We start from the raw sequence: 14,314 nt of genomic DNA on the forward strand, positions 1-14,314 counted from the left end.
TTCCTTATTTGACGGCGCCGAAGGTCAGGCCGCTGACAAGTTGTTTCTGGCTGAACCAGCCAAGGATGAGGATTGGCGCAATGGCCATGGTTGATGCTGCACTGAGCTTGGCGAAGAACAGGCCTTCGGGGCTGGAGTAGCTGGCAATGAAGGCCGTCAGCGGCGCCGCATTGGCTGCCGTCAGGTTCAGCGTCCAAAACGCCTCGTTCCAGGCCAGAATGAAGTTCAGCAGCAAGGTCGAGGCTATGCCCGGAACCGCCATCGGTGTGAGGACATAGAGGATTTCCTCTTTCAGCGTAGCACCGTCCATTCGTGCCGCTTCCAGGATCTCACCGGGGATTTCCTTGAAGTAGGTGTACAGCATCCAGACGATGATCGGCAGGTTCATCAGCATGAGGATGATGACCAGCGCGCCCCGGCTGTCGAGGATGCCAAGTTTGATGCAGATCAGGTAGATCGGGTACAGAACCCCAACCGCCGGAAGCATTTTGGTGGACAGCATCCAGAGCAGAATGTCCTTGGTGCGCCGGGACGGTACGAACGCCATCGACCACGCAGCGGGGACCGCTACGATGATGCCCAATATCGTCGACCCACCTGCGATGATGATCGAGTTCCAAAGGAAACGGGCATAGTTCGACCGCTCCATCACCGCAGAATAGTTTTCAAGCGTCCAGTCGAATGCCAGGAACACCGGAGGGTCTGCAATTGCGGTGGCTTCAGTTTTAAAGCTGGTCAGGACAGTCCAAAGGATGGGGAAAAAGATCAGCAGTCCAACACCCCAGGCGGCGGCTGTATTGATGATCTTACGTTGTTGAGTTACTGCGCGGGCCATTTTTTCCTCCTCACGCGTCCAGGTTCTTGCCAACGATGCGCATCAGGAAGATCGCGACGATGTTAGCGAGAATGATTGCGTAGACACCACCGGCTGAACCGAGGCCAACGTTCTGACTTTCGAGAACACGCTGGAAAATCAGGTAGGTCAGCGTGCGCGTGCCAAAGGCACCTCCGGTCGTGACGAAAATCTCTGCAAAGATTGCCAGCAGGAAGATCGTCTGGATCAAAACCACGATCGTAATCGCCCGGCTGAGATGCGGCAGAGTGATGTAGCCGAACCGTTTCAGCGGCGGCGCGCCGTCCATTTCTGCCGCTTCAAGCTGTTCCCCGTCCAATGACTGGATGGCGGTCAACAGGATCAGCGTCGCGAAGGGCAGCCATTGCCAGGAAACGATCATGACAATCGACGGCAAAGACGCCTCGGACAGCCACGAGATCGGCTCGGCCCCGAAAAAGCGCCACAAATGGGCGAGCAGGCCATTCACCGGATCCATGAACATGTTCTTCCACACCAACGCGGAAACCGTCGGCATGACAAAGAACGGCGCGATGACCAGAATGCGGACGACACCCTGCCCCCACATCGGCTGGTTCAACAGGATCGCCAGCAATACGCCAAAGATCACGGTGATCAGAAGAACCCCGCCAACGATTGTCAGGGTGGCCAAAACTGACGGCCAGAACGCGCTGGAGCTGACAAAACGAACATAGTTGTCGAAACCGACCCACCCAAGGTCTCCGCCACGCAAGGGGAGGTATTGCTTGAACGAGAAAATAAGCGTCATGATCAACGGAACGAGCATCCAGCCGAGGAGCAAGATGACCGCTGGGGCCATCATAAGCCGCGCCGCTGATCGGGAGTGTTTAGTAGCCATCGGGCATACCTCCTCTGTTGATTGCCATAAGGCTATCTTAAACAGTGCAAAGTTTTTGATAATTGATGGCGTCTCGGACAACACTTGGGAGAAGAGTATTGCCCGAGACTGGTGGAGCGCTTAGCGGTAGCCAGCTGCTTCCATAGCGTCGTTGGTAATCGCCTGGGCCTTGGCCAGCGCCTCGTCAACGGTTTGCTGACCTGCATAGACGGCCGAGAACTCCTGGCTCACCTCGGTGGCGATACCCGCGAATTCCGGGATTGCCACGAACTGGACGCCGACATACGGAACCGGCTTCACAGTCGGGTTTGTCGGATCAGCTGCGAGAATTGAGTCCAGTGTCTTTTGGGCGAAGGGAACTTCCTGGTAGTTGGGGTTTTCGTACAACGAGGTACGCGCACCCGGCGGTACATTGGCCCAGCCTTCGTTTTCGGCAACCAGTTCAATATAGTCTTTTGAGGTCGCCCATTCGATGAACTCTTTTGCCGCGGCTTCTTTTTGCGTTCCGGCGGGAACCGCCAGCGCCCAGGCCCAGAGCCAGTTTGCTTTCCTGTCGACACCTTCACTATTCGGAGCCAACGCGAAACCAACCTTGTCGGCGACGGTGGAGTCGTCGGGATTTGTAACGAACGAAGCCGCCACGGTGGCGTCAATCCACATACCACATTTGCCCTGCTGGAACAGGTTCAGGTTCTCATTGAAACCGTTCGTCGCGTAGCCGGTGGGGCCGGATTCTTCCATCATGCCGACGAAGAAATTGAGGGCATCCGCCCATTCCGGCTGATCGAACTGGGCATTCCAGTCTTCGTCAAACCAGCGGGCGCCGAAGGAGTTTGCGGTCACGGTGATAAAGGCGCCGCCTTCACCCCATCCTGCCTTGCCGCGCAGGCAGACCCCGTTGATGTCATTTTCGCGGTCCGTCATCGCCGCTGCGGCTTCACGGATGAATTGCCAGGTCGGTGCCTCGGGCATTTCCAGACCAGCCTTCTCCATCAGGTCGGTGCGGTACATGATCATCGAGCTTTCGCCGTAAAACGGTGCTGCGTATAAAGTGCCATCGTGGCTCAGGCCGGCGCGCATTGCTGGCAGGATGTCATCCGCGTCATATTCGGCAGAAAGATCGTCAAGCGAGACCAGCCACCCATTGGCACCCCAGATCGGAGTTTCGTACATGCCGATGGTCATGATGTCGAAAGACCCACCCTTGGCGGCAATGTCCGTGGTGACACGCTGGCGCAGGACATTTTCTTCCAATGTGACCCATTCGACCGTGTGGCCTGTCTTATCGGTGAAGTCCTGAGTCAATCCTTGCATGCGAATCATATCGCCGTTGTTCACGGTGGCGATGACAAGATTCTCTGCGAGCGCGCCACTTGCAGTGACGAGTGTCATTGCCGTCGCCGCATATAGAGCTTGTTTGAATGACATCCTAATTCTCCTCCTCGTTGGATGATGACTTCGACCTTAGTCAAAATCACAACGCGAAGTCAATTAAAAATTTACGCGCGTAAATTTAAGGATGGTTGCGCGACTAATAATTCCCTAAGCCGACTCCCGCATGATCAAACGCCCGTCAAACAGTGTTTCCTGCCTTTCTGATGGGGATTCTCCGTTCTCGAACAATGCAAACAGTGTGGACACCGAACAATTCGCGATAGCTTCGTAATCCTGCGCGATTGTTGTCAGAGGCGGGCATGTGAACCGGGAAAAGGGATGATCATCGTGGCCCGCAATCCTGAGGTTGCATTCCGGACCGTGACCGACCTTGAAGCCAAGCCCATAGGCCGCTGACAAAAGACCAATGGCAAAGCGGTCATTGCTACACAGGATCGTGTTGGTGTTGAATGCCCCTTCGGACAAGAGCCTGCCGCCTTCGGCTTTTCCAATTGCCTCAAAGTCCCAGCCTTCCCCGTCCACTTGAAAAATGTTCGCCGTCTGGCCGTGCCGCTCCATGCTTTCGATATAGGCTTGCCTGTGTTTATTGGCATTCGGATTGAGCGGCTTCTTCATTTCGAAAAAACAAGGCGGCTCGCCGCTGCGGCACAGGTACTCGACCATCAGGTCAACGCTCTGAAAATGGTCGGTACCGACAAATGCCCGTCCGACATCTTTCACGTTGGCATCAAACAAGACGACGGGAATTTCTTCGTCAAATGCCTTGACGGTGTCTGTGTCCGAGAACCTTCCGAACGGTGCCAATAAAACACCAGCGGGTTTGAGGGATCTGAGCGAGTTTAGATTGTCTCGCTCCATTTCCGGATTACCGTGCGAACTGAGCAAAATCGGGCTGTAACCGGCATCAATGCAGGCAAGTTCCACGCGTCTGCCGATCTCGGAAAAGAAGGGGTCAGCCAGATTAGGTACGACAACACCGATATTCTTGGTCGTACGCCGGTTTTGGTTGATCGCAAAAACATTCGGATGATAGTCATACTCTTCCAGGGCGTCTTCGATCTTTTTTCTAGTGGATACGCGCACGCTGTCCGGATCGTTAAAGTACTTTGAGACGGTGGGCCGGGAAATCCCACTGATTGTCGCAAATTCTTCCATGTTTCGGATTTTGCGTTTCAATTCTTTTCTCACACCAAGTTTCAACATGTCGCGCGGAAATTAATGTCAAATTTATTGATGAAAGACCAACAGTGTCAAGTCGGCCGGTTTTGGATGCAACTTCTCGCATCCATACCCGGTTGGAATTTGAAGGTGTCGTCGGCAATCAGCTGCCGTGCTGATTGCGCATGCTTTGAGAATACCGGGGCAGACCGTCGCGCTGTAGTTCAGTCGCGCGATTCCCGAAGAAAGTAGTGCCGCATCGCTATTCAATTCCCCGCCCGCCCAAAGCTGATCCCTTCGGACGATCGCTGGCAGAATCTCAATAAAGACCGGCGACCTTTGCCCTCAGTTTTATCAGTGACGCCACTGTATCAATTGTGGGTGTTGCGATGCCGGTCAGTTGCCCCAATTCCTGCACTGAAGTGACCAGTGCGTCAATTTCCATTAGTCGGCTCAACTCCAAGTCCTGCCACATCGAGGTCTTGTGCGCCCCAACGGCCGCCCCGCCATCAATACGTTTTTCGACATCTATCGGAAACCTGACCCCAAGTTTTTCGGCGATTTCCTGAGCCTCAAGCATCATTCCGCGTGCCACGGCGCGTGTGTCCGGATCGGTACACAAGACATCAAGTGTTGCGTGGGTAAGCGCTGAAATCGGGTTGAACGACAGGTTACCCCACAGTTTCAGCCAAATTTCGTCCCGAATTCTTGGTCTGACGGGCGCACGCAGCCCGGCCCCGGACAGTGCCGCCGAAAACTTGGCAGCACGGACCGATTTAGAACCATCGGGCTCGCCCAATGAAAACCGATTGCCTTCGACATGCTTGATCGATCCCGGGGCAACAACTTCTGCGGCCGGGTAAACGACACATCCAAGCACCCGATCCGGCCCGAAACCGTTCCATTGCACGTCACCCGGATCCACCGAGGCCAAACGCGCCCCCTCATAGGGACCATCCAGCTTGTGGAAATACCACCAGGGCACCCCGTTCACTCCACTTACCAGTGTCGTCTCGCCGTCAATCAGGGGCTGCATTGTGTCAACAACAGCCGGAACTGAGTGCGCTTTTAGTGTGATGAAAACGTAATCCTGCGGACCTAGATCGGCAGCATTGTCCGAGGCGCGAATTGGCACGTTGATCGGGTCCCGTCCATCCTCAAGTAGAGTAAGCCCTTTTTCCTGCATTGCGGCCAGATGGGGACCACGCGCGACGACACTGACGTCAACGTCTGTCTGCGCGAGCTTTGCGGCTACGTAACCTCCGATGGCTCCGGCACCAAAGATGCAAACTTTCATGTGTCTAAGCCTTTGCCAGTCCCAATTTAGTGGCGAGCCCGATCCTTTGTATCTTACCAGTCGCGCCTTTTGGAATCTCTTCGAGAATGACCACCGAAGTCGGCACCTTGAACTTAGCAAGCCGCGCGCCAACGAAATCCCGGACCTCATGATCCGCAATCACCGCGCCTTCTGACAGAACCACCGCCGCCGCGACGTCTTCGCCCAGTTTTTCGTGGGGAACGGCAAAACACACTGCCTGAGCAACGTCAGGGTGGCTCAGAAGTACGGCATCGACCTCAAGCGGGCTAATTTTTTCTCCACCGCGATTGATCAGTTCTTTGAGGCGCCCGGTCAGCCGCAGGTAATTCTCTTCGTCGAACGACCCTTGGTCACCGGTGCGAAACCATCGCTTTCCATCGGCTTCAAAGAAATTGTCGGCGTTTGCCTGCGGGTTGCTCTCGTATCCCGGTGTCACGTTCGGACCGCTGATAACGATTTCTCCGACGTCCCGGGAATCGATCAATATATTTTCTGCCTCGTCTGCAATTTTGACTTCAGGGCCTGCGGCTATTCCAACCGATCCGGGCTTTTGCTTTTGTGGGGGAAGCGGATTGCAGCACATTTGATGCGCGGCCTCAGTCATTCCGTAGGCTTCGATGACAGGCGCATCAAATGTGGCCACCAACGCCTCCATGACCGGCGCAGGTAACGAGGCGGACGAAGACCGAAGGAATCGCAATCGCGACTGCTCAATGATCGATTTGTTTCGCGCCGCTCGGGCGAGAATAGCCTGGTGCATTGTCGGAACCGCCGTGTACCAGGTCGGATCAACCTCAGCGACCTGCGAAAAAAAGCCAAGAGCGCTGAAACCAGGGGCGCAACTGATTTGAGATCCAGCGCCTAAAGACGCGGCGACTGCCGCGATCAGCCCGTGGATATGAAACAGCGGCATGATGCTCAGGCAACGATCATCGATTGTCAGATTCAACGACGAAGCCACATTTCGCGCGGATGCGTAGATATTGGCCTGCGTCAGCGGAACGATCTTGGGCCGCGACGTTGTTCCTGACGTGTGGAGGATCAGGGCAACATCATCTTCACCCGGTGCGGATGTTTCAGCCTCGCCAATCGGGTCGCAGGACAAAATGGAAAACTGTCCGGCTGGTTGTGAGTTATCGTAGGACGCCCTCAGGACAGCGATGCCAAGGTCCCCTGCCGCATTTACGGCGGGTCCATTTTCGTTTTCGGATACAAGAAGAGCCTTGGCCTGCAAGTCCTTGAGGTAAAATAGGTATTCTTCGTAGGTATACGCCGGGTTCAAAGGTGCTGTCGTCGCCACCTGTGCGACGGAAATGAACGCCGTTGCCATCTCTGGGCCGTTGGGCAACACAATTGCCACCCGGTCGCCGCGGCCTACCCCGATTTGATGCAATTCCATTTTGATCTTTGCACAATGCTCGCGCAATCCGAGGTGGCTCAACCAGGGTCGGCCGGGGGCGCCGATGGCCTTTGCAGTGTCGGCGTGGCGTGCGATCAATTCAGCGACTAAATGGGGCATTCGTTATCCGTTTACACAAGCATCGGTTACTTTTGCTGGTATGGCGGTCGCTAAGTTACGCGGACATTCAGGCTGCCCAGCTTGTCGACCGCCAGGACCATAACATCGCCACGGTTGACGGGACCAACACCAGACGGCGTTCCTGAAAGGATGACGTCACCGGCGGCAAGTTCGAAATACTCGCTCAGGTATGAGATCATCTCGGGGACCTTCCAGATCATCTGGTTCAGGTCCCCCTCCTGCCGAATTTCACCATTCACTGTCAGTGTAATCGGACCTCTGTCCAGATACCCCACCTCTGACACCTTGTGAACTGGTCCGCACGGGGCCGAGCGTTCAAACGCCTTTCCAATCTCCCAGGGGCGGCCCATTTTCTTCATTTGCCCCTGCAGGTCGCGGCGGGTCATATCCAGCGAAAGACCGTACCCAAAGACATGATCCAATGCATCGGCGACCGGGATATTCGTACCGCCAGACTTGAGTGCCACATACATTTCAGCTTCGTGGTGCACATCGGAACTGTGCGGCGGGTACGGAAACTCGCCCGACGGATCCAAGTTGTTCGGATTCTTCTGAAAGAAAAACGGAGGTTCCCGGTTCGGGTCGTGACCCATTTCAATCGCATGCGCCGCGTAGTTTCGCCCGATGCAATAAACGCGACGCACCGGAAACGTGCCGCCCCCCGCTACGGGTATCACATGCACCTGCGGCGCGGGAATGACATGGTCGGACATCGCTTTCCTCCTGAGCGTTTGACAGCCAAAGATCGGATTTCAAAACGGACAGACACCTTCCGATCGATGCCACATCACATTCAAACGGACGTGGCCGCATACCAAGTCTTCGCCAAAATCTAAGCTGTTTTGCAAGAGCTACGGCTTTAATCTGCCCCGACCATTTCCCAAATTGGTTGGACCTTGGCGCTGCCTTATCCGTCGGACTGGATGCTCTGTGGCAACACACGCGAATAGACCGATTTCAAGTGATCGACCATGGCACTGGCCGCAAGATCACCGTCGCCCTTTGCTATGGCAGACACGATCACATCATGTTCGCTAAAACTGGAATAATCTTCCACTGGCTTCAAAGTCTCGCGCGGCTGCCCCCAAACAATAGACCTTCGGACCGAATTCAACGTCTCAAAGAAGTACAGAAACAGCTGGTTACGCGTAGAGCGGGCTATGGCGTAGTGCAAATTGTTGTCCCAGGCTTCGTAAGTGCGCCAATCCTCTGCCGTACGGCATTTGTCGGCGCAAAGCCTCATTTGCTCACGATCAGAGCGGGTGGAATGGAGCGCAGCCAGGCGGCTCAGTTGCGGTTCGATCGTAAATCGCACCGATACAACCTGTTCAGGTTTAATCTGATTGCCCAAATAGGTAACGTCAGTGAGGTTCAGAACCGGTCTGGAACCGACAAAAGTTCCCCGCCCCACATGACGCCAGATCAGCCCCTGTGCCTCGAGTTCTGCCAAGGCTCTGCGCAACTGATTGCGGGTTGTCCCAAGTTTTGAACACAGGTCACGTTCTGGCGGAAGTCTGTCGTTATGCCTATATCCGGCATTGTTAATCAGGTCGCGTACGCGCTGCGCGAGTTCGGTTGGTGCGTTCATGCCTCCACCCAATTTAGTGATTGGTTGATTGATTGAAACGCCAAGTCGGAAAAAACTCAAGGGCAAGAGGAAAGCAAAAAATCGAGTCGCCGGACGGGATCCGCGACCACAGCTTGACATCAGCACGAGGGAGGAGTGCCGAGTGCGATTAGCAACTGTTTCCGTAGAAGGCCACGCCGTTTGCGTGGCGATACTGAAAGATGGCAGCAAGTTGGACATTCTGCGCGCAGCGAATATGCGTGGCGAGACGCTGAACGTCAGTTCAATGCAGCATCTGATCGCAGGTGGTCAGGCGACCCTTGGAGTATTGAACACCCTCATTTCATCGGCCAAAGCAGGTGATCTGAAGGACGCACTGGTCCCGGATGATGCGCCGTTTTTGGCGCCAATCCCCGCCCCGCGTAAGAACGTATTCTGTGTGGGGCGCAATTATGCGGAACACATCGCCGAGGGCGAACGGGCACAAAATCAAAAAATTGGTGTAACGGACCACCCGGTTTTCTTCACAAAACCGCCGACCTCGATCGTTGCGCCAGAGGCAGACATTCTGATATTCCCCACGGTCTCACAAGCCATCGACTATGAGGTTGAACTGGCAATCGTGATTGGAAAACCGGGGCGGAATATCGCCAGGGCCGATGCATTCGACCATGTATTCGGCTATACGATCCTCAACGACATCACCGCCCGCGACATCCAACGCCGGCATGGTGGCCAGTACTTCAAGGGCAAGGGTTTGGATGGGTCTTGCCCATTGGGCCCGTGCATTGTGACCGCCGACGAAATCGGCGATCCGCACGCGTTGTCAATCGGATTAACGGTCAACGGCGAACAGCGCCAAAACGGAACCACGTCGGACATGATTTTCGACATTCCAACGCTGATCGCATCCCTGTCAGAGGGCATGACCCTGGAGCCTGGCGACGTCATCGCGACCGGCACGCCATCGGGTGTCGGATACGCAATGGACCCACCGCAGTTTCTGAAAGACGGGGACACGGTGGTTTGTGAAATTTCAGAAATCGGCACGCTCAGGAATACCGTGCGCGCCGTGTAAGTGGCTCCTGCATCGCTGAATTTGCGGGACGCCAACCATGCAAGGGAGGAAGACTACAATGATGAACAGAAGGACTTTCACAGCGTCCTTGCTTTCGGCAGTTCCGGTTGCGGGAGCTTTAGGAACAATAGGTTTTGCTCAAGACCTGCGCGATATTACTTTCGTTCAGCCAAGCCCTTCGGCAATCAACTCATTTCCTGTCTTTGTCGCCATAGGCGAAGGATACTTCGCAGATGAAGGCCTGAACGTGACCGTCGAAGCGATCAACGGCTCAGGCGCCGTGCTTCAGGCTTTGTCTGCCGGGCAAGCGCATTTCGGCCGCCCCGGGCCTGGCCCCCTGATTGCCGCACGGTCGCGGGATGTGGACGCCGTGCATATCTACAACGTCGCGGCGCGCAGCAACTTCGGCATCGCGGTGCCGGAAGATTCTGACATCCAAAACATTGAAGAACTGCGCGGCAAGGTCATCGGAACCGGCACCGCCGATGGCGCAGAAGTGGGCTTTGCACGCAATGTGATGACCGGAGCAGGCATGAAAGAGGGTGAAGATTTCACCTTCCTGACCGTCGGCGATGGTGGCCCGGCAACTGCGGCTTTCCTGAACGGAGAAATCGACGCGTATTCTGCATCTACCGCCGACACGGCAATTCTGAACCAGCGCGGCATGGCGGTGCGTGACATCACGCCTGCGGAATTCGGGCGTTTCTTCGGGAACGGCATTGCCACAATGGCCGACACAATCGCCAATGACCGCGAATTGGTCGAAGCCTGGAGCCGCGCATTCGCACGTGGCCATGCATTTGCGCTTGATGACGCCAACCGCGAAGCCGTGTTGAAACATCTGGCGGACGGCAATCCGCAGGAAGGCGAGGACAAGGAGTTTCAGTCAGCGCTGTTCGATGCCGTACGATCGAAAACCATCGCGGCTGATCCAAGCAATGGTTTGGGATGGTACCCCGCCGAAGTCTGGCAGGAATGGCAGGATGCGCTTGTTGCGGGGGGCGAAATCCCAGGGCCGCTGGATGACCTGAGCGCCGCATGGACCAATGAGTTTGCCGCCATCGGCAACGAGGCCGCCAGCAAATGAACGCTGAAGTCACGCATGAGTTTTCCGGCGCGCCCCTGGGCACGCCGGTCTACGAGTTGACCCATGTAAGCAAGACCTATGCACGCAATCTTGTTGTCGCTCTCGAGGATATTAATCTGACGCTTCGGAAAGGAAGCTTCACATCTGTCATCGGGTCCAGCGGCTGCGGCAAGTCGACTCTGCTCAAGATTATGGCGGGTTTGATCCCGCCCACCAAAGGGCGCGTGATCCTGCAGGGGAAACCCGTCACCGGGACCCGCCGGGACATTGGGATGATGTTCCAGCAAGCGACGCTTTTTCCCTGGAAATCAGCGGTTGAAAACATCGTCTTGCCGATTGAGATCCGCGATGGAAAGGCGGCGGCCAAGCAAGCCATGGCCAAGGCGCACGAACTTTTGGACATCGTGGGTTTGCAAGGGTTCGAAAACGTATATCCAAACGAATTGTCAGGCGGGATGGCACAGCGCGCTTCGATCTGCCGTATGCTGATCACGGAACCAGCAGTTCTTTTGATGGACGAACCGTTCAGCGCGCTCGACGAATTGTCGCGCGACATGATGAATATGGAATTGCAGCGGATCTGCCGGGAACAGGATGCGACCGCTTTTCTGGTGACGCATTCCATTCAGGAAGCCGTTATTTTGTCTGACGAAATCGTCGTTTTGAAGCCGCGCCCGGGCAGGATTGCCGAAATCGTCAAGGTTGATCTGCCGCGCCCAAGAACGCTCGATATGATGACGACACCCAAATTTGGCGCTATCGTAGACTACATTCGCAGCCTCCTGGATAAGGGAGAAGACATGTGAGCGAAGTTCAGAATTACTCACCTTCCGTGAAAGACGCTGACCCCGCAGAAGACACTGTATGGGAGCAGAAAGTTCACTTTATCGACTCGGTTCCCCGCTGGCTGGCGATGACCTTTGTTTTCGTGGTCTTTGTCGGCACCTGGCAAATTGTGACCAGCCTTAGACTGGTCTCTCCGATCATTCTGCCGACACCGCTGGAAACCCTCAAAGATATGATCTTCGTGGGGCAGAACCTTTTGACCGGCGGTTACATGCTTGCAGCGCTTTGGATCACCATAAAAGAGGTCATCTATGGTTTTGCGCTGGCAATCGCGATCGGGTTCTCGCTGGGCGTTCTGGTTGGCGAAACGGCCTTTGGCGAAAAGGCCGTGATGCCCTACTTGGTGTCGATCGATACGATGCCGAAAGTCGCGTTTGCCCCTCTGTTTGTGGCGTGGCTGGGTTTCGGCATTGAATCCAAGGTCGCGCTTGCGGCCTTTATCGCGACGTTTCCAATCGTGGTTGGTACCGCAGCCGGACTTCACGCCGCCGACGAAAACGCGCGCATGTTGTTCAAGACGATGGGCGCGAGCCGGATGCAGACATTGATCAAGATGAAACTGCCAACCGGTCTGCCGCAGATATTCACCGGCCTCAAAATCGGCGCGGTCGGCGTTATGGCGGGTGCGATAACCGGAGAATTCCTGGGCGGCGGAAAGGGATTCGGAGAGTTGATCCGTGTTGCAGCCTCGCAACTCAACACTCCGCGCGTGTTCTCGTTGATCCTGTATCTCAGCCTCGTCGGTCTGGCTGTTTTTGCGACTGTGGTTTGGACACAGCGTAAACTGGTGTTCTGGCACAAAGAGCAGGTTGGCAGAGATGACTTCTGAGCCTGTGAAAATAGACTGCAAGACCTTGCGTGAATTTGTGGCGAGCGCGCTCGAAACGCGAGGTGTGCCAAAAGCAGATGCGGATCAGGTGGCCTCGACGATGGTTGAGGCCGACATTTATGGCTACGGCACCCACGGTGTCTTTCGCCTGCGTCAGTATCTTGCCCGGCTGGCGGGGGGTGGCTCCAATCCCACGCCAAATGTCACAATAGTACATGAGACCGTCGCGACCGCTTTGATTGACGGCGATGACGGCCTTGGGCATTTGGCTATGTCGGCGGCGCGGGATCTTGCGACAGAAAAGGCGAAAGAGGCCGGTATCGGCTGGGTCGGCGTGCGGCGCGGCAACCATGCGGGACCTTTGGCGCTATATGTGCGCCCACAAGCCGAACAGGGAATGCTGGGCATGGCCGCAGCCGTTGGCAGTGCGAACCACGTTCCGCCCTATGGCGGTAGCGACTTGCTACTGGGCACCAATCCCATCGCTTTCTCAGCCCCTGCCGATGGCCCCGACCCGTATGTATTTGATATGGCGACGACTGTTGCCGCGATGGGTAAGATTAAAACCCTGTTGCAGCAAGGCCGGCCTATGCCCGAGGGCTGGATGGTGGGCCGTGATGGAAATCCATTGACGGACCCGGCCCGCAAGTCCGAAGGCTTTCTTTTGCCAATCGGCGGTCCAAAAGGCTTCGGTCTTTCCGTGGCCATCGGGTTGATGGCCGGGGTGCTGAATGGTGCGGCCTTCGGCTCTGACGTGGTCAATTTCACCTCAGACACAACATCATCTACAAATACAGGGCAATTCGTCATGGCGCTTGATCCGGCAGCGTTTGGGATGGAAAACAACTTTGCTTCCAACACAGCCCGCGTCTTTTCCGAAATGCGCGCATCCGCCCCCCTGCCCGGCCATGACCCGGTGCGCCTGCCCGGAGACGGAAAAACCGCCGCCGCCGAGGCCCGCCGCAAAGACGGTCTGAGGCTGAACCCCGCTCTTTGTCGAGACCTCAACAAACTTGCCCTGGACAGCGGGCTGACGCCCCCGTTTCCTGATCTCAACACTGGCTAGCGGCATATCCGAGAGAAGCTGGCGCTATTGACCAGAGTTTAGCGAGGCGGTTCGTCCTCAGCCTCCAGCGCTTTAACAAGAGCCGAGAGCTTGTTCACCATGTGAAGCTTCATGGTTTTGCCCAGCCCGTCTGCATCGCGGGCTCTGAGCAACTCCATCATGGCTCCATGTTCGTCAATGGCCTGTGCCCAGCGCTCGTCGGACAAATTGGCCATGAAACGCGCACGGCGGACACGCGCGGCCAGCAGCTTGTGATGGTTTTCCAGAATGTCGTTTCGCGCGCCCTGTATGAATGCCTGATGGATGTCCTGATTGGCTTTGAAATACGCCTGCCGATCCCGCGCCTCGTAAGCTTTCAGCATATCCTTGTGGCAACGCTCAATCCGTTGAATTTCTGCTGCGTCCATGTGCTGACAGGCCAGTTCCCCCGCCAGTTGCTCAAGCGCTGCGAGCACTGGAAACGTGTTCTCCAATTCCTCTCTCGTCACACGCGCGACGCGCGCACCCCGATTGGCCTGCAGCACCACAAAGCCTTCAGAGGCAAGAACCTTCAGGGCTTCTCGCAGCGGTGTCCGTGAAACACCCAACGAGTCGCAAAGCTGTTTCTCGGGCACTTTTTCACCCGGTTTCAACACGTCTTCGACGACAAGGTTGCGCAGGCGTTCGACCAGCTCTTCGTGCAGGGTCGTTCGTTTGATGCTGTCCGTCAGGTTCATGT

At 56.0% G+C, this 14,314-nt stretch carries 14 protein-coding genes; 5 read left to right on the top strand and 9 right to left on the bottom strand.

Annotated features, from left to right (window positions below):
- Positions 1 to 4: 4 nt before the first annotated feature.
- The 8 genes from ACR0K1_RS08640 to ACR0K1_RS08675 form a co-directional block, all read right to left on the bottom strand.
- Entirely contained in the window at positions 5 to 835 is an 831-nt protein-coding gene (locus ACR0K1_RS08640; RefSeq protein WP_480609473.1) for a carbohydrate ABC transporter permease, read from the bottom strand.
- Positions 836 to 845: 10 nt separating this feature from the next.
- Positions 846 to 1,712, bottom strand: a complete 867-nt coding sequence (locus ACR0K1_RS08645) for a carbohydrate ABC transporter permease (RefSeq protein ID WP_480850000.1) — start codon at positions 1,710 to 1,712, stop codon at positions 846 to 848.
- A gap of 120 nt (positions 1,713 to 1,832) precedes the next feature.
- A complete protein-coding gene (locus tag ACR0K1_RS08650; protein ID WP_480609471.1) occupies positions 1,833 to 3,140 on the bottom strand; it encodes an ABC transporter substrate-binding protein in 1,308 nt (435 codons plus the stop codon).
- A gap of 114 nt (positions 3,141 to 3,254) precedes the next feature.
- On the bottom strand, positions 3,255 to 4,310 hold the full coding sequence (locus tag ACR0K1_RS08655; protein ID WP_480850002.1) for a LacI family DNA-binding transcriptional regulator: 1,056 nt from the start codon (positions 4,308 to 4,310) through the stop codon (positions 3,255 to 3,257).
- Positions 4,311 to 4,584: 274 nt separating this feature from the next.
- Positions 4,585 to 5,562: a 2-dehydropantoate 2-reductase gene (locus ACR0K1_RS08660; RefSeq protein ID WP_480850004.1), complete on the bottom strand. Its 978-nt coding sequence runs from the start codon at positions 5,560 to 5,562 to the stop codon at positions 4,585 to 4,587.
- Between the two features lie 4 nt (positions 5,563 to 5,566).
- Positions 5,567 to 7,102: an acyl--CoA ligase gene (locus ACR0K1_RS08665; RefSeq protein WP_480850006.1), complete on the bottom strand. Its 1,536-nt coding sequence runs from the start codon at positions 7,100 to 7,102 to the stop codon at positions 5,567 to 5,569.
- A gap of 50 nt (positions 7,103 to 7,152) precedes the next feature.
- A complete protein-coding gene (locus ACR0K1_RS08670; protein ID WP_480850008.1) occupies positions 7,153 to 7,836 on the bottom strand; it encodes a fumarylacetoacetate hydrolase family protein in 684 nt (227 codons plus the stop codon).
- Positions 7,837 to 8,030: 194 nt separating this feature from the next.
- Positions 8,031 to 8,711, bottom strand: coding sequence for a FadR/GntR family transcriptional regulator (locus tag ACR0K1_RS08675; RefSeq protein WP_480850011.1), 681 nt, complete (start codon positions 8,709 to 8,711; stop codon positions 8,031 to 8,033).
- A gap of 28 nt (positions 8,712 to 8,739) precedes the next feature.
- On the opposite strand from ACR0K1_RS08675, the gene ACR0K1_RS08680 reads away from it, so the two are divergent.
- From ACR0K1_RS08680 to ACR0K1_RS08700, 5 genes are all read left to right on the top strand, one after another.
- On the top strand, positions 8,740 to 9,768 hold the full coding sequence (locus ACR0K1_RS08680; protein WP_480850013.1) for a fumarylacetoacetate hydrolase family protein: 1,029 nt from the start codon (positions 8,740 to 8,742) through the stop codon (positions 9,766 to 9,768).
- A 61-nt stretch (positions 9,769 to 9,829) separates the two neighbouring features.
- Positions 9,830 to 10,855, top strand: coding sequence for an ABC transporter substrate-binding protein (locus ACR0K1_RS08685; RefSeq protein ID WP_480609453.1), 1,026 nt, complete (start codon positions 9,830 to 9,832; stop codon positions 10,853 to 10,855).
- Entirely contained in the window at positions 10,852 to 11,661 is an 810-nt protein-coding gene (locus tag ACR0K1_RS08690; protein ID WP_480850015.1) for an ABC transporter ATP-binding protein, read from the top strand. The genes ACR0K1_RS08685 and ACR0K1_RS08690 overlap by 4 nt, the downstream gene beginning before the upstream one ends.
- A 26-nt stretch (positions 11,662 to 11,687) precedes the next feature.
- Positions 11,688 to 12,530, top strand: coding sequence for an ABC transporter permease (locus tag ACR0K1_RS08695; RefSeq protein ID WP_480611106.1), 843 nt, complete (start codon positions 11,688 to 11,690; stop codon positions 12,528 to 12,530).
- The gene (locus tag ACR0K1_RS08700; RefSeq protein WP_480850017.1) at positions 12,520 to 13,596 is read left to right on the top strand and encodes an Ldh family oxidoreductase; all 1,077 of its coding nucleotides are present in this window, start codon (positions 12,520 to 12,522) and stop codon (positions 13,594 to 13,596) included. The genes ACR0K1_RS08695 and ACR0K1_RS08700 overlap by 11 nt, the downstream gene beginning before the upstream one ends.
- A 38-nt stretch (positions 13,597 to 13,634) precedes the next feature.
- Here the strand turns inward: ACR0K1_RS08700 and ACR0K1_RS08705 are convergent, their stop codons facing one another.
- Positions 13,635 to 14,312 carry a GntR family transcriptional regulator gene (locus tag ACR0K1_RS08705; protein ID WP_480850019.1) on the bottom strand — a complete coding sequence of 226 codons (678 nt, stop codon included), beginning with the start codon at positions 14,310 to 14,312 and terminating at the stop codon, positions 13,635 to 13,637.
- Positions 14,313 to 14,314: the final 2 nt, after the last annotated feature.

It is taken from the genome of Ruegeria sp. F5, assembly GCF_056533845.1.